Origin of the sequence: Oligella sp. HMSC09E12, assembly GCF_001808505.1 — a bacterium.
GTDB lineage: Bacteria > Pseudomonadota > Gammaproteobacteria > Burkholderiales > Burkholderiaceae_B > Oligella > Oligella urethralis.
In genome coordinates this window covers 144,474-161,966 of record NZ_KV793615.1, presented here as the reverse complement: position 1 = coordinate 161,966, position 17,493 = coordinate 144,474, and the positions used below count along the sequence as shown (strand labels likewise).

At 47.5% G+C, this 17,493-nt stretch carries 14 protein-coding genes; 3 read left to right on the top strand and 11 right to left on the bottom strand.

Translation table 11 applies throughout. From position 1 onward, the window contains the following. Positions 1–13 precede the first annotated feature (13 nt). The gene (locus HMPREF3179_RS10845) at positions 14–691 is read right to left on the bottom strand and encodes a response regulator (protein WP_070471196.1); all 678 of its coding nucleotides are present in this window, start codon (positions 689–691) and stop codon (positions 14–16) included. 157 nt (positions 692–848) lie between these two features. Between HMPREF3179_RS10845 and HMPREF3179_RS10840 the strand changes: the two genes are divergently transcribed. Further along, positions 849–1,802: an NAD(P)-dependent oxidoreductase gene (locus HMPREF3179_RS10840; protein ID WP_070471194.1), complete on the top strand. Its 954-nt coding sequence runs from the start codon at positions 849–851 to the stop codon at positions 1,800–1,802. On the opposite strand, the gene HMPREF3179_RS10835 is transcribed toward HMPREF3179_RS10840, so the two are convergent. From HMPREF3179_RS10835 to HMPREF3179_RS10825, 3 genes are all read right to left on the bottom strand, one after another. Then, positions 1,799–3,112 (bottom strand): aspartate aminotransferase family protein, encoded by a 1,314-nt coding sequence (locus HMPREF3179_RS10835; protein WP_246824454.1) that lies wholly within the window; start codon positions 3,110–3,112, stop codon positions 1,799–1,801. The genes HMPREF3179_RS10840 and HMPREF3179_RS10835 overlap by 4 nt on opposite strands. 145 nt (positions 3,113–3,257) lie before the next feature. Continuing rightward, positions 3,258–4,325, bottom strand: coding sequence for a c-type cytochrome (locus tag HMPREF3179_RS10830; protein ID WP_036556906.1), 1,068 nt, complete (start codon positions 4,323–4,325; stop codon positions 3,258–3,260). 6 nt (positions 4,326–4,331) lie between these two features. Then, on the bottom strand, positions 4,332–5,006 hold the full coding sequence (locus HMPREF3179_RS10825; protein WP_246824453.1) for a c-type cytochrome: 675 nt from the start codon (positions 5,004–5,006) through the stop codon (positions 4,332–4,334). A gap of 329 nt (positions 5,007–5,335) precedes the next feature. On the opposite strand from HMPREF3179_RS10825, the gene HMPREF3179_RS10820 reads away from it, so the two are divergent. After that, positions 5,336–6,346, top strand: coding sequence for an asparaginase (locus tag HMPREF3179_RS10820; RefSeq protein WP_070471188.1), 1,011 nt, complete (start codon positions 5,336–5,338; stop codon positions 6,344–6,346). 15 nt (positions 6,347–6,361) lie between these two features. Here HMPREF3179_RS10820 and HMPREF3179_RS10815 read toward each other — a convergent pair whose 3' ends face one another. The 6 genes from HMPREF3179_RS10815 to HMPREF3179_RS10785 all read right to left on the bottom strand — a co-directional run bounded on the left by HMPREF3179_RS10815 (position 6,362) and on the right by HMPREF3179_RS10785 (position 13,103). After that, positions 6,362–6,916 carry a DUF924 family protein gene (locus tag HMPREF3179_RS10815; protein WP_070471186.1) on the bottom strand — a complete coding sequence of 185 codons (555 nt, stop codon included), beginning with the start codon at positions 6,914–6,916 and terminating at the stop codon, positions 6,362–6,364. 404 nt (positions 6,917–7,320) lie between these two features. Further along, entirely contained in the window at positions 7,321–8,373 is a 1,053-nt protein-coding gene (locus HMPREF3179_RS10805) for an ABC transporter ATP-binding protein (RefSeq protein WP_081941443.1), read from the bottom strand. Then, entirely contained in the window at positions 8,361–10,070 is a 1,710-nt protein-coding gene (locus tag HMPREF3179_RS10800) for an ABC transporter permease (protein WP_036556917.1), read from the bottom strand. Before HMPREF3179_RS10800 ends, HMPREF3179_RS10805 begins: the two co-directional genes overlap by 13 nt. Positions 10,071–10,150: 80 nt before the next feature. Further along, complete coding sequence (locus HMPREF3179_RS10795) at positions 10,151–11,125, bottom strand: ABC transporter substrate-binding protein (protein ID WP_036556919.1); 975 nt, start codon at positions 11,123–11,125, stop codon at positions 10,151–10,153. 128 nt (positions 11,126–11,253) lie between these two features. Then, positions 11,254–11,823 (bottom strand): single-stranded DNA-binding protein, encoded by a 570-nt coding sequence (locus HMPREF3179_RS10790; RefSeq protein WP_036556921.1) that lies wholly within the window; start codon positions 11,821–11,823, stop codon positions 11,254–11,256. A gap of 89 nt (positions 11,824–11,912) precedes the next feature. Beyond that, positions 11,913–13,103 (bottom strand): MFS transporter, encoded by a 1,191-nt coding sequence (locus HMPREF3179_RS10785; RefSeq protein WP_036556923.1) that lies wholly within the window; start codon positions 13,101–13,103, stop codon positions 11,913–11,915. A gap of 202 nt (positions 13,104–13,305) precedes the next feature. Between HMPREF3179_RS10785 and uvrA the strand changes: the two genes are divergently transcribed. Next, positions 13,306–16,281, top strand: a complete 2,976-nt coding sequence (gene uvrA, locus HMPREF3179_RS10780) for an excinuclease ABC subunit UvrA (protein WP_070471184.1) — start codon at positions 13,306–13,308, stop codon at positions 16,279–16,281. Between the two features lie 60 nt (positions 16,282–16,341). Here uvrA and HMPREF3179_RS10775 read toward each other — a convergent pair whose 3' ends face one another. Then, positions 16,342–17,490 carry a deoxyguanosinetriphosphate triphosphohydrolase gene (locus tag HMPREF3179_RS10775; RefSeq protein WP_141743474.1) on the bottom strand — a complete coding sequence of 383 codons (1,149 nt, stop codon included), beginning with the start codon at positions 17,488–17,490 and terminating at the stop codon, positions 16,342–16,344. Positions 17,491–17,493: the final 3 nt, after the last annotated feature.

Sequence of the window (17,493 nt, the reverse complement as noted above, 5' to 3'; positions counted from 1 at the left end):
ATCACCTAAGTTCCTAGTCACAGTCAACTTTTTGTAAGCAGTAACCAATACCACGTAAGGTAGTAATCTCAACAGAGGTTGAAATCAACTTTTTCCGTAAACGGTGAATAATGACCTCAATCGCCTCAAGACTAAGATCACTATCCGCATCGATGAGTCGGTCAAGAATAAACTGCTTAGAAATAGGTTCGCCACTTTTTAACATTAATGCTCTTAGAACAGCCAACTCACGAGGTGTTAACGCTAATGGCTCCCCATCAAGCGTAAATTGGTGGCTACTTAGATCCAATTTTAAATTACCTAAAGACAAACCCTGTTTTTCTAGTCCCCGACTACGCCTAACAAGCGCAAGAAGACGCGCCTTTAACTCCTCTATACTAAAGGGTTTAGCCAAAAAATCATCAGCACCTAACTCTAGCGTCTCCACTCGCTGAGTCAAAGTGTCACGCGCAGTAAGTATCAAAATAGGTGTATAAATCTCTTCCTCGCGAATCTTTTTAATTAAACTCACACCATCGATTCCAGGCAAGCCTAAATCTAAGATGATTACGTCAAAATCCTCAACACCTAGTCTTTTAAAAGCTACGGCGCCATCACTAGACCACTCTACTATCCAGTCACTCTTCTGTTGTAAGCCCTTAGTTAGCCAATGGGCTAAGTCATGCTCATCCTCAACCAGGAAGATCCTCATAAACCACCATCACATAGAAAAAATGCCGAAGCAAGTCATGAAGCTTGCTCCATCAAACTAAGGCAAACATCAGCTTGCTAATCGACAAATAAAGGTATATTTTAAGCCAAAACGATGTCACACTTAGACCATTATAAGTCCTTATACGGAGCTAACTATGCACAAAACAAAAATCGTCATGCCGGATGACTGGGAAAACTTCTTTACGTCAAATATAGACTGCTCTACTTTCGGAGATACCATTGATTTTAAGGTTTATCAACAAACCCTCATGGATGACAAGCTATATGCAGCGATCGCAGAAGCTGAAGTAATTATCCTCCTGCGCGAACGAACTGCGGTTAACCAACACTTTATCGATCACGCCCCTCATTTAAAACACATTATTTGTACCGGCAATCAAGTACGTAACTTGGACTCTGAAGCGGTAGAAAAGGCCGGCATAAGTATCTCGTTTGCCAAGGGAGGAGACTCAAAGTCTTCCACTTGTGAGCTTGCCTGGACTTTAATCTTAGCCTCCTTTAAGCAACTGGATAAACTTAGAATAGGTCAAGCTCAACCGCTATGGCGCCAATATGCTGACAAGCAGCCAGCATTCATTCCACCTACCCTGAGAGGTAAGCAATTAGGAATTATAGGTCTGGGAAGTATTGGCCAAAAAGTCGCTTCTGTAGCTAAAGCCTTTGGTATGAACGTGGTTTGTTGGAGTCCTAATATGACTCCTGAACGGGCTGCAGAGCATGGTGTAGAAGCAGTCAGCCTAGAAAGCCTACTAAGTAACTCTGACGTTATCAGCATCCATTTGGTTTTAAGCGAAACGACTCGTCATATATTAAATGCTCAACACTTATCTTTACTAAAAAGAAACGCTATTTTAGTTAATACATCAAGAGCTGAGCTCATCAATACAGAGGCATTATTAACAACACTAAAAGAAAACATGATTTTTTATGCCACTGATGTTTTCGAGATAGAGCCTTTGCCAAGCGACCACCCCTTTTATTCGCTTGACAATGTCTTGATGTCTGCACACTTCGGTTTTGTTGCTCAAGAGGTGTACCAATTGTTTGCAGAAAATACCACTAAAGAGCTAAAAGCTTATCTCTCTTAAAAACTGGCCTCACCCAGAGCGGCATCATAAATAGCCAGCGCCGTTTTAAGTTGCTCTTCACTCACCACCAAAGGCGGCGCCACATGGATACGATTATCAGTCAGCATCGGCAACATGCCCTTAGCGAGTAAGGCGCCTTTGATCTCATTCATTGCGGCTGCAGACGGTGTGCTTTTACTTTCACGATCAGTAACTAACTCAATCGCCCAGAATAAGCCGCGACCACGCACATCACCCACGATCTGATGCTTTTCGGCCAAGGCTTTTAAGCCGGGGCCCAACACCTCACGACCAAGACGATCGGCATGCTCAACTAAGTTTTCATCCTTCATAATTGCAATATTTTCAATAATCGAACCCATCGCCAAGGGGTGTCCCGAATAAGTCAAACCGCCTGGGAACATTTTATCGTCAAAATAATCACTAATCGCCTCAGAGATAATCACGCCACCCACGGGCACATAGCCTGAATTGACGCCCTTGGCGATAGTGATTAAATCAGGACGAACATCAGCATGCTGGTGAGCAAACCATCTACCGGTACGACCGAAACCAGACATCACCTCATCCATAATCAGCATAATACCGAATTCATCACAGAGCTGACGCACGCCCTCAAAATAGCCTTGAGGCGGCACAATCACGCCCACACTGCCCGGCAAACCCTCCAAAATAATGGCCGCAATATTGCTAGGATCCTCGGACTCAATCACTCGACGCAAATGCTGTAAGGCACGCTCACATTCCTGCTCCTCGCCGGTGGACCAAAAATCACTACGATATAGATGAGGACCAAAAAAATGCACAAAGCTATGCGCATATTCGTTTTTAAAGCGACGGCGCTCACCGGTGGCTTGAATCGCACCACTGGTATTGCCATGGTACGAACGGTATTGAGACAGAATTTTATCCTTGCCGGTAAAAACTCGCGCCATACGGAAGGCATTTTCTACCGCATCCGCACCGCCATTTGTAAAAAAGACCTTTTTAAAACCCTTGGGAGCGACGCTCAAAATGGCTTCGGCAGCACGCGCACGGCTGATATTGGCATGCGACGGTGCAATGGTTGCCAACTCTGCCGCCTGCGCCTGAATCGCTTTGATGAGACGCGGATGCTGATGACCGACGTTGGTGTTAATCAATTGGCTACTGAAATCCAAGTACTCATTACCCTCAAAATCCCAGACCTTAACCCCCAAGCCGGACTTAATCGCTAAGGGGTTTAAGGCACCCTGTACTGACCACGAATGAAACACCTGAGATAAATCGGCTTTTTTTACATCGTCATTCGTCAATGGTTGAGTCATCATCTGCTCCTTTAAACTTACGATTCTTTAAATCTGATGCTATATAGCATGTTACTTATAGTAGCCAATTAAACGCAAAAAGCTAACAAAAAACGACGTTCTAGGGTAAGCCCCAAAACGTCGTTATCCTTGCTATTTGTAGCATAAACTACTTAGCTTCTGCTTCCTCGGGCTTTTTACCAAAGTAGCGTGGCTTAAGCGCGTCTGGCTTTAAGAAATCCTTGTAACCGACGTTATCATGGTCACCCAAGACCTTGCCGTCGATTTCCTGACCATACAGCGTATGCTTGTGGAAAGTATCTTTGTACAATGCCAAAGTTTCAGCGATATCACCAGTATAGCGTGGATCCTGTGGGCGCTCCTGTGAGTCCACATAAGCAGCAATATCCCATGCATCCGTGTCCTCAATCAACGGGGCTGCACCTAAAGGCATATTGTATTTAATAAAGCCTGCTAAGGTGAACACGCGAGAAATACCGGCACCCCAGTTATACGAGCCATCACCCCATAACGGTGGGAATACGGCCTTGTCACCGGTAAATTGACCCTGACCGTCCTCGCCATGACAGACTGCACAGTTCTGTGCGTAAAGCTCCTTACCACGCACGCGATCAGGCTCTCTACCCTCAGGTAAGGCTGCTGGACGTGGGTAACCACGACCGTAAATCTTGGCATCAGGATACATGCCCACACCCTTGGCTAACCACTGATGGTAGGCGGTTAAAGCAACCATCTCATCACTACCGTAGGCAGGTGGCTTACCGTTCATTGAATAGCTAAAGCAGCCAGCCAAACGCTCTTCAAAGTTATTGACGTGATTGTTTTTGCCACGGAAATCAGGCAAGGTCACCACCGCAGGCCACACCGGACCAGCAAAGGGACGAGAACCCGCACCTACGTGACAGCTTGAACAGTTCATGTCGTTAAAAACGTTTTTACCGCGTAGCTGCTGCGTATTGGTAAAGAGATCATAACCGTAACGGATGGCCTCTTTGAGCTTAGGGTGCATCTCGGCCGCTTCCAAATCATCCATGGTAGGTGGGATATGCACTAACTCACCCTCTTTAGGCTCCGGGAAACCAGGCAATAGCTCTCTTAGCATCTGACGCTCTTCATCCGTCAAGTCTGATGCCATTTTTGTCAATTGAGCACTCGCAGGACCAGTCACTGCTAAGCCCAAACCCAAACTCAATGCTAATAATAATTTCTTCATCATGGCCCCCTATTTCTTTTCCTCTTTGGCTGCGGGTTGAGACGCCAAATAGGCTGCAACCGCATCAATATCTGCCTCAGTCAAACGCTTAGCAACGCGTGACATCAAGTGTAGAGGATCATTAGTACGGCTATCTTCCTTCCAGTCATTAATGACTTTTTTAACATACGCTGGATTTTGACCGTTAATATTAGGGAATGTATTGCCGATACCATAGGCATCGACACCATGACAGGCCACACAGGCCGGGATATAGCGATTCCAGTCACCGTGATAAACCAACTTCTCACCTAAGGCCAGGGTCTCCTCGCTCGCCTCAACCTTAAAGTCTTCGGCCTTAACCGCTGGCAAGGATGCATAGTAATGAGCAACATCATGCAACTGCTGCTCAGTTAATAAATCAGCAAAAGGCTTCATGCTGACATTAACCCGTGTGCCATTTTTATATGACTCGACTTGATGCTGTATATAGCCGGCATCTAAACCGGTAAGACGGGGTCTATACTCAACGCCCGGTATACTAGAGCCCGCACCGGACTCCATATGACAGGCTACGCAAAGCGCAGATACTTCCTTACCGCGGTCAAGCACGGCTTGGTCAACTTGGGCAGTCGCTACGGAACTAATAGCCAATGCCCCGGTCATAAGTAACGCTTTGGCCATCTTCCTTGACCTAAACATCATCTCAATTTCCTCCTCAAGAATAAATTGAATACCTATGATTTAAAAATGGGAATATGCCAAACGGATGTCGGGCACCGCGTCATTCTACATGAGGTTATTTTAAATTTACAAATATGAATTCATCTCGCTGAGTCTCACCTCATGCAAATCACCTTCCCTAAGCATATGAGAATTACAGCTTAGCCGATTGTTTTTGTCTTACACCTAGGCATTTACCCTAGTTTTTGGAGAACTTTCTTCAAAATTAGCTAGCGCCTTGATCAATAGCAAGCGTTCGCTTATACAATAGGCCTCAAAGTAGACCGTATTCACATAGTAAGGGGTAAAGCATGTCAACGCCTTTAGCAAAAGTCGCCGTGGGTTCTTTAGGCGGCACCATCAGCATGACACCGGCCGCGAGTAGTGATGGCATTGTGCCGACGCTCACTGCCGCCGATTTGATTCGCGCCATTCCTGGTGTGGCTGAGCTCGCCGAGGTACATGCCGAAGCATTGAATCAGGTCGCTAGTATTCATCTGGGCATTCAGGATTTATTGGCGGCCTTGGCTTGGGCCGAGCGCCAAGTGGCCGAGGGTGCCGTCGGCGTAATTCTGACGCAAGGCACTGACACCCTAGAAGAAAGTGCCTTTTTACTCGATCTACTGTGGTCGCACTCAGAACCGCTGATTTTAATGGGCGCTATGCGTGGTGCCGCCACGGTATCTGCTGACGGCCCGGCTAACCTGCTTAGCTCCATCCAAGTGGCGGTGAGTGCCAATAGTCGAGATCGTGGGGTGTTGGTGGTGATGAATGAACAAATTCACTACGCGCGTTGGGTACAAAAGCAGCATAGTTTAAGCACTGCAGCTTTTATTTCAGAGGTCGCACAAGCAGGCACCATTGTCGAAGGCAAAGCCTTGTATTTTGCGGCGCCCCCTAAGCGCATGCTCTTTGATAAACCTAGCTGCTCTTCAAAACGTGTTTTATTGTGGACCAATCACCTTGCCGAAGAAAGTGATTTCTTAACCCAGCAGGATAGCTTTGACCCACTCGGCGAGCGCTTTGATGGGATAGTTTTCGCCGGTGTTGGAGCCGGTCATGTCAGCCCAGTCATTGCGCGCTGGATTAGTAAGTGGGCTAATTTAAAAGCTATCTTAGTGTGTCGTGGCACTGGCGCCGGCTCCACCGCCTTTAGCACCTACGGTTACCCCGGTGGTGAGGTGGAGTTGCAACAGCACGGCGCTATCATGGCCGGCTTTTTAAGCCCTAAAAAGGCACGTCTGCTGCTTTGGGTTATTTTAGAAAATGACTTAGAACCCAAAAAAGCCGTTGCGGACTACCTCGACAGCATGACTTACTAATCGCTATCTGCCCGACTAAAAGGAGGAGTTGGGCTCTTTTAAAAAGGCCGACTCCTCCGCACTTGAAGTGCGCCCCAAGATTTCGTTACGATGCGGATAACGACTGAAACGCTCAATAATATCTCGGTGCATTAGCTCATATGCCAAGGTAGACTCGTCACCCAAAGCCTCAAACACAGGCATCGCTGCCTGGTGAATTAGGGCGGACTCCGAATGCATATAAGGCATCAGGACCCACTTTTGATAGGAGCTGTCTAAAGCGGCAAAAGCCGCAGCATCCGCCACCAGATGCTGCGCCAAAACCAACGCCATGCCGTCTTGTTTAAACGCGTCCGGCGTGCCGCGATAAATATTACGCGAGAACTGATCGAGGACAATAATTTCCGCCACCCGACCAAGAGCACTATCGCGCCAAGTATATAACTCGCCCCGGGCCGCCCGCTTCAACAGCTGTCCGAAGCGCTCTGTCAATTGACGGTCAAAATCGGCCGATACCTCAAACCAATAAGGTGCGGTAGCCTCATCTAACCAAAAATCCAGTACCGCTTGCGCTTCCGGGTGAATCGACATGGTAATTTCTCCACTGATTAAAATAATATTGATTATACAATCAGTCGACGATGTGCAATTGGCCTTGGTTGCCACACCACAATACCTAAGCCGCTACAGCCCCCTAAACCCTCAGTGAATTGGCTAATCATAACTGCTTATACTTACAAATGCCCAACTCAGAGGGTATTTTTGCCTGGGAACTCCGCTCACCTAAAACAAAGAAATTAATTAAATATACACCTTCCGGCAGACTAATCGTTAACAATCACTTTTTAGCAAAAAAGGCCTGTCTATCTCATGAGCCGGCCGGCGGCGAAATAGTGGAGATTTTAAAAAATCAAGTCGTGAGCTGTGACAGCTATCATTTATACTACCCTAATCGCCGTCAAAACTCACCGCTGTTTAAAGCTCTCATTGAGTGCTTAAGCGCTTAGCGCATGACTATGCTCAACGCTTAAAGCCAAGTTTTGCCCTAAATCGAACCTTTCTTCACTATAAAAACTGAGCTCCTGCTGTCCTGCCAAGGCCACACGATACTGATAGCGCTCACCCTTAAACACTCGCTCAATCACTGAACCCGGCAAATGCGCTTGGGCTTTGGCCGCCATCGACGACAACAACCTGATATGCTGTGGACGGATTAACAGTCGCTCGGTCGGCGCTTGCCCATCACCTGGTGATTTGACTAAGGCATCCGCTGCGTAAAGACTTTTATGATTGTAAAGATACAAAATGGATCCCTGACCGATAAAACGCGCCACCCACTCCGTTGCCGGTTGTTGATAAATGACTTCGGGCGTAGCAAACTGCACAATGCGACCTGCCTGCATCACGGCAATTTTATCGGCTAATGCCATGGCTTCCGCCTGATCGTGCGTCACGTAAATAAAGCTGGCAGCGGTACGCTGATGAAACTCGCGGAAATTACGCTCCATGGCATCTCTTAAATGCCGATCCAAATTTGCCAGCGGCTCATCCAATAACACCACTTTGGGCTCGGCTATCAGACAACGCGCCAAGGCCACACGTTGACGCTGACCACCACTTAATTGAGCCGGCATACGCTCGGCAAAAGCCTGCATATTCACCGCTGCAAGGGCGGCTTGAACGCGACGTTGATACTCCTCACGCGGAACTTTTTTTAAACGCAAAGCATAGCCGACATTATCCGCGACATTTTTATGTGGCCACAAAGCATAGGACTGAAAAACCATGCTCATTTCACGTTGTTCCGGCGGTCTGTGTATTTGCGGTGAAGACAGACATTCCCCGGCAAGCGTGATCGTGCCCTCATCCGGCGCTTCAAAACCGGCAATCATACGCAAGACAGTGGTTTTACCGCAACCGCTCGGCCCCAACAGTGCCACAAACTCGCCGGCCTCAATTTGTATACTCAAATCCTTAACCACCGCAGTGTTTGCGAAGGATTTACTGAGTCTATCTAACACTAAGGGCCCGGACACTAACTCTGCCACGGTATCACTCCTTTCGGTAAACGCTTAGCCATTAAATTTAAAGCCAGCATTAACATCAACACTAAAGCGACAACCACAACGGAAACGGCCGCTGCCGTAATCACTTCGCCACTTTCTTCCATATTAAAAATCAACACACCGATGGTTTCTCGTCGCGCACTCCACAATAAGGCCGAGACGGTCAGTTCATTAAAAGCTATCAGAAAAACCAAGATAAAACCGGCAAAGGCTGCCGGTGCTGATAAGGGCAACACAATATCCCGCAAACGCTGCCAAAAAGTGGCACCACACAATTGCGCCGCTTCCTCCATTGCCACATCAATTTGCAACATACTACTATGCACCGGCTTAAATCCCACACAAAGAAAACGTGATAAATAAGCAAAAAACAAAATCCACAAAGTACCGTATAAGGTGTAATTGATTAAAGGCAAAGGCTTTGCAAATAACAAGATACAGGCAATCGCCAGCACCACGCCGGGAAAGGCATAGGGCATATCCATCAAAGCATTGGCAAAGCGGGTTAAGCGATTTTCCTGACGTACAAAGTAGTAACTAATCAAAATCGCCATCACGGCAATCACTAAAGCCGCTCCCACCGACAGCACAAAGCTGTTTTTAAAGGCGCGCCAAGTCACACTTTGTGACATAAAAATCTGCTCATAACTTTTAAAGGTATAATTGTCGAAAGTTAAAGGCACCCCCATCACCGGCACTAAAGAACTGCTGAGCAAAGCCAATAAAGGCACCACCAAAATCAGCAATAAGGTGATAAATAACAAGAGCTCGCTTAATCCACGCGCCGCACCTAATTTAAAGACAAAGGGACGAGCGCTTAAATTGCTAATCAATATTTTAGACTGAAAATGATGCTGCACCCATACCACGACACCCGCTAATAAAGCGACCAAAAGCGACAAATTGGCAACCTCATTAATCATGCCTTGACCGAAGTCGGACATTTTTTGATAAATTAAAGTGGGCAACACATAGTAGGACACAGGTATGCCCAGCATCGCCGGAATACCGAAATTACCCAAACCCGACATAAAGCTCATGGCTGCCGCCGCCCAAATGGCATTTTTACAAAGTGGCAAGACCATATCAAACACCAGATCGCGCTGACCGGCACCGCTCAAACGCGCCGCTTCCATTAAATCTGCGGGTAAAGCCGCTAAATTCACACGCAAAATTAAAAAAACCAAAGGCGCATGCTGAATCCCCATCAAAAGCACAATTCCCCACAACGAATACAGCGGCTGAGGACTACCGAGCGCAGGCGCCATGCCGATAGACTTTAATAACACGCTATTTGGCCCCATCAATTGCAACCAACTGAGTGCCATGACTTGTGGAGGCAGCATCATGGGTAGCATAAATAAGAAAATCCACCATGCTTTGCCGCGAATATCGGTCAAACTGATTAAAAAAGCGACTGTCAGACCTAAAAACAGCGACACCAACATCGCCAGAAAGGAGCTCAACAGACTATTCCAAAAAGCCCGCCACGTGTTGCTTTGGCTAAAAACCTTAATAAAAGACGAGTTTTCACCGGCGCTAAGATCCATTAGGGCTTGGAATAATAAACGCAAGGTAGGAAAGACGCTGAGGACTGCAATCAGCAACAACAATACAAGGACGAGGCGATGCGGCAGTTTCCCTTGTTGATAAGCTGAACGACGACTAAAACTGAACATTCATCGCGCTTTAAGACAATCAAATTCAAAACGCCCAATCATCACAATAATGAGGATTGGGCTTAAAAAGATAAATAACGTTACTCAAAAATTTTCGCAAATTGCGCTTTATCGGCATCTGCATTTTTCAGTGCTTGAGCGGCATCAAAAGGCAACAGCTTGATATCATCGCGTGCCGGGAAACCCTCCGGTGAGCTCATACCGTTACGAGCAGGTAAATAGCCCTGTTGTAAAACCAGCTTCTGTCCCTCTTCAGACAGCACGAAATCAACAAACTTGCGGGCTAAATCAGGCTGCTTCGCATCCTTAAGAATAGCCACCGGCTCAGTCACCATACTGACGCCCTCTTCCGGAAATACGAACTCAATCGGCGCACCTTTAAGCTTTTCACGAATCGCCATATAGTCAACTAAAACACCGTAAGGCTTAACACCCGTGGTAATCGCCGTCATCACACTGCCATTACCCTGCTGTGCAGCCATGCCGTTATTCTTTAAACCTTCATAGTAAGACCAACCGAAGTCTTTATTAGTCGTTAAGGTCGATAAATGAATTAAGGCGGCACCGGAGTATAGCGGGCTCGGCATCGCCGCTAAGTTTTTATACTCAGGCTTTAAAAGGTCATTCCAAGATTTAGGCTTTTGCTCCGCATCACGGTGATAAGCAATACCGGTCGTAATTAACTTCGTACCGTAATAATAGCCTTCCGCATCAAATAAAGAGCTGTCGTAATGGCTTTTTTCTGCTGCATCATAGGCCTGTAACAAGCCCTCGGACTTAAGCTGTTCCAGGGTAACGCTATCGGCAATTAATAACACATCCGGATTAACCACACCGGCAGCCAATTCGGAACGGAATTTCGTCATCAGCTTCGTGGTACCGTCACGCACCCACTCCACCTTAACGCCCGGATTGGCTTTTTCAAAAGCCTCAACGGTCATCTGCGCATCAGCGGCGGGTTGTGAAGTGTATAAAACAAGATTCTGCGCTTGGGCAGCAGAAGCAAAAGAGAGGGCAGAAAGTGCAAGGGCACTGAATAAAGCTTTTTTAAACATAGCAGTCCAAAAGGTAATAGGAATCCCTTAATTCTAAAAAAGACGTGTGACACCCTTGTGACAAGGCGGAAACCGCTGGACGCTACAGGGCAATACCGGCGATTCCGCACTTACGATTAAGTTAAGCATTAAAAGGGCAAATCACCGTCTAAATCATCAAATGAATCAGGGCCTCTTGACGGTTGCTCACCTGTAGGCTGCGGTTGTGACGGTTGCTGAGGCGGGTTCTGTCTGCGGCCACCGGGAGGCATACTGCGGGTATTATCAACAAAACCGCCGTCTCCGCCGCCGCGACTGCTGCTTGTATTTGCACCGTCCCACGGATGGTCCGGGCCTTGTCCGGTTCTACCCGTACCGCCAAAACCCTCATCACGACTACCCAACATCTGCATACGCTCACCGATCACATCGGTAGAATAGCGCTCAATCCCATCACGATCCGTGTACTTACGGGTTTGCAGGCGCCCCTCAACATAAATCTGACTGCCTTTACGTAAATACTCCCCGCACACCTCGGCCTGACGTCCGAAGAACACCACACGATGCCATTCAGTACTCTCGTTTTTATTGCCGTCACGATCGTAAGCGACGTGATTAGTGGCAATGCTCAAATTACACACCTGAACACCACTGGGCGTCGCACGTACCTCCGGGTCCGCACCCAAGCGTCCGACTAAAATCACTTTATTCACTGACATGCTCTTAAATCCTTTAAAAATCCGTTAATTTGGAGTATATAAGCTTAAAAAGCCCTACCCGCTCAAGTTTTATCACTATGATGATTAGCCTATTGTACAAAATTGATTTGTACTCGACGAGTCGCTAAGTAAGAAATGGCACATAAGATCATCGCCATAATAAACACACTGATACTACCCAGCTTAGCTGCGACCAGCCCGCCTAACAAGCCGCCACTTGCCACACCCAAGGCCTGGGTCATATTAAAGACCCCTAAGGCTAAGCCCTTATGCTCCGGTGGACAGGTACGTGAAACCGCCGAAGGTAATAAAGCCTCTAAAATATTAAATGGAATAAAGTACAGCAACAAGGCCAAAACCAAAATTGCAAAGCTATACATACCGGAAATCATAATGCCCATCGCAACAATAATGACTAGCAGGGTCAAACCGATAGCCTCACGATGAGCGCGCCTTTTTTCGACCAAAATCACTGCAGGCACCATAAAAAACAAAGCCACCACGATCACCGGTAAATAAACACGCCATAACTGACCGATACTTAAATCACCCAACCGAATCAATGCCGGCGGCAGCACCACAAAAATAGCCATTAACACAAAGTGCAGACTAAACACCGAGAGATTTAACAACCATAAACTTTTGGAAGACAACACATCCACCATGCTCAAGGAACGATTAATTGCCTGCTGCTCTTGAGGTACGACGGGCACCACCCACACCGCCAATAATAAGCATAAAAAACCTAAAGCACTGATCGTCCAAAAGAGCCCGGAAAGATTAATCCACTCCACCAAAAGCGGCGACACCGCCATTGAAACAGCAAAGCTTAAACCGATGGAAGCGCCCACCATCGCCATTGCACGTGAGCGCACTTCAGGACGTGTGGCATCGGCAATCCAAGCCGTAATCGCCGCCGATACCGCACCGAAACCCTGAATGCCCCGACCAATCGCGACCCAAGTCACGCTCGGAGCAAAGGCGCAAACAATGCCGCCAATCACAAAAAGCAGCATCCCGAAAATCACCACCGCACGACGACCGAAACTATCCGACAATAAGCCCATAGGAATCTGCATAATGGACTGAGTCAAGCCATAAGCACCGATAGCAATACCAATCATCAAGGGATTATCACCATCAATCAGGATTTTAGCCGCATCCGCAAAAACCGGAGTCAGAAGAAAAAGACCCAACATGCGAACCGCAAACAGCAAGGCCAGACTGCTACTTGTTTTACGCTCTAAGGGGGTGAGTTTAAGCTTTGTGGTTTTACTCATTAAAACTCTTTAGAAAAAGCCAAGCCCTAAAGGCCGGTGACTAAGAATAAGAAGGTGAAACTAAAAATTAATAGATTATTATATCACTGCGCTTGTCGTTTGAAGCCCGAGCAATTGATTACTTAGGCGCATGGTATTCATCAGGCATAAGGGCACTGTCTGGGTTATAGTAGAAAGTTTATAGGACGCCTTTCAAAAAAACATGAGTCATCAATTCTCCGCAGACGATCAGCAATTTCCGGATAAATCCAACACGGCCATTCGGATCCGTGGTGCACGCACGCACAATTTAAAGAATATCGATTTGGATTTACCTCGCAATAAGTTGGTGATTTTGACCGGTCTCTCAGGCTCCGGCAAATCCTCATTAGCCTTTGATACGCTATATGCTGAGGGGCAAAGACGCTATGTAGAAAGCCTATCCACCTATGCTCGCCAATTCCTTGAGTTGATGGATAAGCCGGATGTCGATTTAATTGAGGGACTGTCACCGGCCATTGCTATTGAGCAAAAGTCCGTTAGTCATAACCCGCGTTCAACCGTGGGTACAATCACCGAAATCAGTGATTATTTACGACTATTGTTTGCACGCGTCGGTACGCCCTATTGCCCGATTCACAAGGTGCCGCTACAGGCTTACTCCGTCTCCCAAATTGTTGATTTTGTACTGCAATTACCGGCGGAGTCGCGTCTGATGATTTTGGCGCCGGTCGTGGTTGGGCCTGAGCAAAACTTAATTAATCTATTACACAGTCTGCAAGCGCAAGGCTTTATCCGTGTGCGCCTTGGCGATGAATTATATGAATTGGACAATTTACCGGGGGATTTGCCCACGGACTTTGCCCAAGTCGACTTAGTGATTGACCGCTTAAGAGTGCGTGAAGAGCAAAAGCAACGGCTTGCCGACAGTATTGAGACGGCGCTTGAAGTGGCTAATGAGCGGGTACTGATTGTGGATATGGATCAGGGGCAATCACATGCCTTTTCCAGACGTTATGCCTGCCCTCATTGTGATTATCAAATGCCGCGACCGGAACCTAAGATGTTCAGCTTTAATAGCCACGAGGGCGCTTGTCCAAGCTGTGACGGTTTAGGTTTTATCGAGGTTTTTGATCCGGCTAAAGTGATTATCAGCGAGGATCTAAGCTTATTAAACGGTGCGATTAAGGGCTGGGATCGACGCAATCTCTTTAGTATGGCGCTTTTAAACACCTTAGCCACACACTATGATTTTGATTTGGAAAAGCCTTGGCATGAGCTGCCTCGAGCAATTCAGGACATGATTCTGTATGGCTCCGGTAGTACCGAGATTGATTTTGTTTATTTAAATGACAAAGGCAAAAGCACCGTAAAACGCCATACTTTTGAGGGTGTGCTACCAAATTTAGAGCGACGCTGGGCAGAGACGGAATCAACGGCCGTGCGCGAGGAATTAGGTCTTTTACGCACCACCATTCCCTGCACCGCCTGCCATGGTACACGTTTACGGGAGGAAGCACGTTTTGTACGTATCGGGGACAGTATCGAAGCGGCTGTCTCAGTTGCGCCTGTGGCTGATGCACTCGCGCCAAAAGCGCTGACTGCCAAGACCGACACTGCGAGCGAGCAGCCTTTACCCGGTTATAACATCAGTGAGCTCAGTCACTTATCCTTAGAAGCGGCACAACAATGGTTCGAGCAACTCAATCTTAACGGCGCTAACAGCGATATTGCCCGACCCATAGTGCAAGCCATTAAATCGCGTTTAAGCTTTTTGAATAATGTCGGCTTGAATTATTTATCCTTAGACCGTAAAACCAACACCATTTCCGGCGGTGAAGCGCAGCGTATTCGTCTCGCCAGTCAAATCGGCTCAGGTCTGAGTGGCGTTTTGTACGTATTAGATGAACCCTCTATCGGGCTCCACCAACGCGACAACGATCGCTTAATCGATACCCTGATTCATCTGCGCAATCTAGGCAATACAGTGATTGTGGTGGAGCATGATGAAGATATGATCCGCGCTGCCGACTGGGTAGTGGACTTGGGACCGGGTGCCGGTGAGCATGGCGGTAAGGTCATGGCCAGCGAAACTCCTCAGCAACTGCAAAAAGATCCCAATTCACTCACCGGTCAATACCTAAGCGGCGCAAAAAAAATCCTGGTGCCTAAACGCAGACCGATTAATCCGCTGGGCCCCTTGCCTTGGCTACACCTGATTGGCGCAAGCGGCAATAACTTGAAAAACGTGGATTTACATATTCCTTTACAACGTTTAGTCTGCGTCACCGGTGTTTCCGGTTCAGGCAAATCCACGTTGGTCAATGACACCTTAGCGGCGGTCTTAGCACATAAGTTAAATCGCGCACAAAATGAAGCGGCACCGTATCAATCCATTAGCGGATTGGAGTATTTGGATAAAATCATCACCGTGGATCAAAGCCCTATCGGGCGCACACCACGCAGTAATCCGGCGACCTATACCGGACTATTTACACCGATACGAGAGCTATTTGCGGGCACACCCGAAGCACGCAGCCGCGGTTATGACCCGGGCCGTTTCTCCTTTAATGTCAAGGGTGGGCGTTGTGAACATTGCCAAGGCGATGGTGTTATCAAAGTGGAAATGCATTTTCTGCCCGATGTATATGTACCCTGCGATGTTTGTCATGGTAAGCGTTATAACCGCGAAACCTTGGAAATCCACTATCGCGGTCTTAATATTTCCGAAGTTTTAGCGCTGACGGTAGAGCAGGCGTTAGCGTACTTCTCTGCGGTTCCTGCGATACAGCGTCGTTTACAAACACTCTACGACGTAGGTTTAGGCTATGTGCGCTTGGGGCAAAGTGCCACCACCCTATCCGGTGGCGAAGCGCAACGCATTAAACTGTCCTTGGAGCTTTCTAAACGCAGCACCGGTAACACCCTCTATGTCTTGGATGAGCCGACTACAGGTTTACATTTTGCCGATATCGAGTTGCTCTTGGAAGTCCTCAATCGACTTGTTGATGCGGGTAACTCTATGGTGATTATTGAGCATAATCTGGATCTGATCAAAACGGCCGACTGGATCATTGACTTGGGACCTGAAGGGGGTCATGGGGGCGGTCGTATTGTGGCGGAAGGCTCGCCCGAAGAAATTGTTAAAAATCCGGCAAGTGCCACCGGTAAGTATTTGGCACCCTATTTGAAGAAGTAACGGGTGCGGCGTAAAAGAAGCTTGTCAAGCGCTCTGCCCAGCCTGCGTCGGCCCGCACACTTAAATCTGGTAAATCCGTCTATGCTCTTTTATCGCATAACGATCAGTCATGCCCGCTATGTAATCAGCAATCCCCCGTGCTTGGCGATTAAAATCCTTAAAGCGATGATCGGGCGGCAATAAGCGAGGCTCATTCAAAAAGGCTTCAAAAAGCTCATGAATCACTCGGCGCGACTTAATCGCCATCCGCATCACTTTATAGTGTCGATACAGGTTATCCAGCAAAAACTTCTTCAACTCATCCTGTAGAGCACGCATCTCCGGCGAAAAAGCCACTAACACAGGTGCTTTTGCCACATCCTCAGGCGTTTTAACCCCATACTTAGCAATCTGAAGCAAAGTATGGTCTGTCACATCCCTAATTAAGGTATTAATCATGCGACGAATCGTCTCTGAAATCAGACGCTTACCACTTAGATTCGGATACAGCTGCTTGACTTGCTCATAATGCTGAGCAAAAATTTCCACCTTACTGAGTTGCTCCAGGGTAATTAAGCCGGAGCGCAAACCATCATCGATATCATGATTGTTATAGGCAATTTCATCGGCCAGATTCGCCAGCTGTGCTTCCAGCGAAGGCTGGCTGCCCTCAATAAAGCGCTGCCCTACCTCGCCAAGCTCACGCGCATTTTTTAAGGAGCAATGCTTTAAAATACCGCTCCGCGTTTCAAAGCTGAGGTTTAAGCCGTTAAAATCAGCGTAGCGCTCTTCTAGCTCGTCCACCATGCGCAAACTTTGTAAATTATGCTCAAAACCACCCACCTCCTCAGGTAAATGGCCACGCATATACTCATTTAAGGCATCCTGACCGGCATGACCAAAGGGTGTATGCCCTAAATCATGCGCTAAACAAATGGCCTCAACCAAATCCTCATTAATCAATAAGTTTCTAGCCAAGGCACGCCCTATCTGGGCCACTTCTAAACTATGGGTTAGCCGGGTGCGGAATAAATCACCCTCATGATTAACAAAAACCTGGGTTTTATACTCAAGGCGTCTAAATGAATTACAATGAATAATGCGATCCCGATCGCGCTGAAAAGGGCTGCGCTTAGGATCGGCTTCCTCAGCATAACGACGCCCGCGTGATGCCTCAGGGTGTACCGCATAGGAAGCCAGATTAGCAATGCAGATCATGCCATCACTCATCGG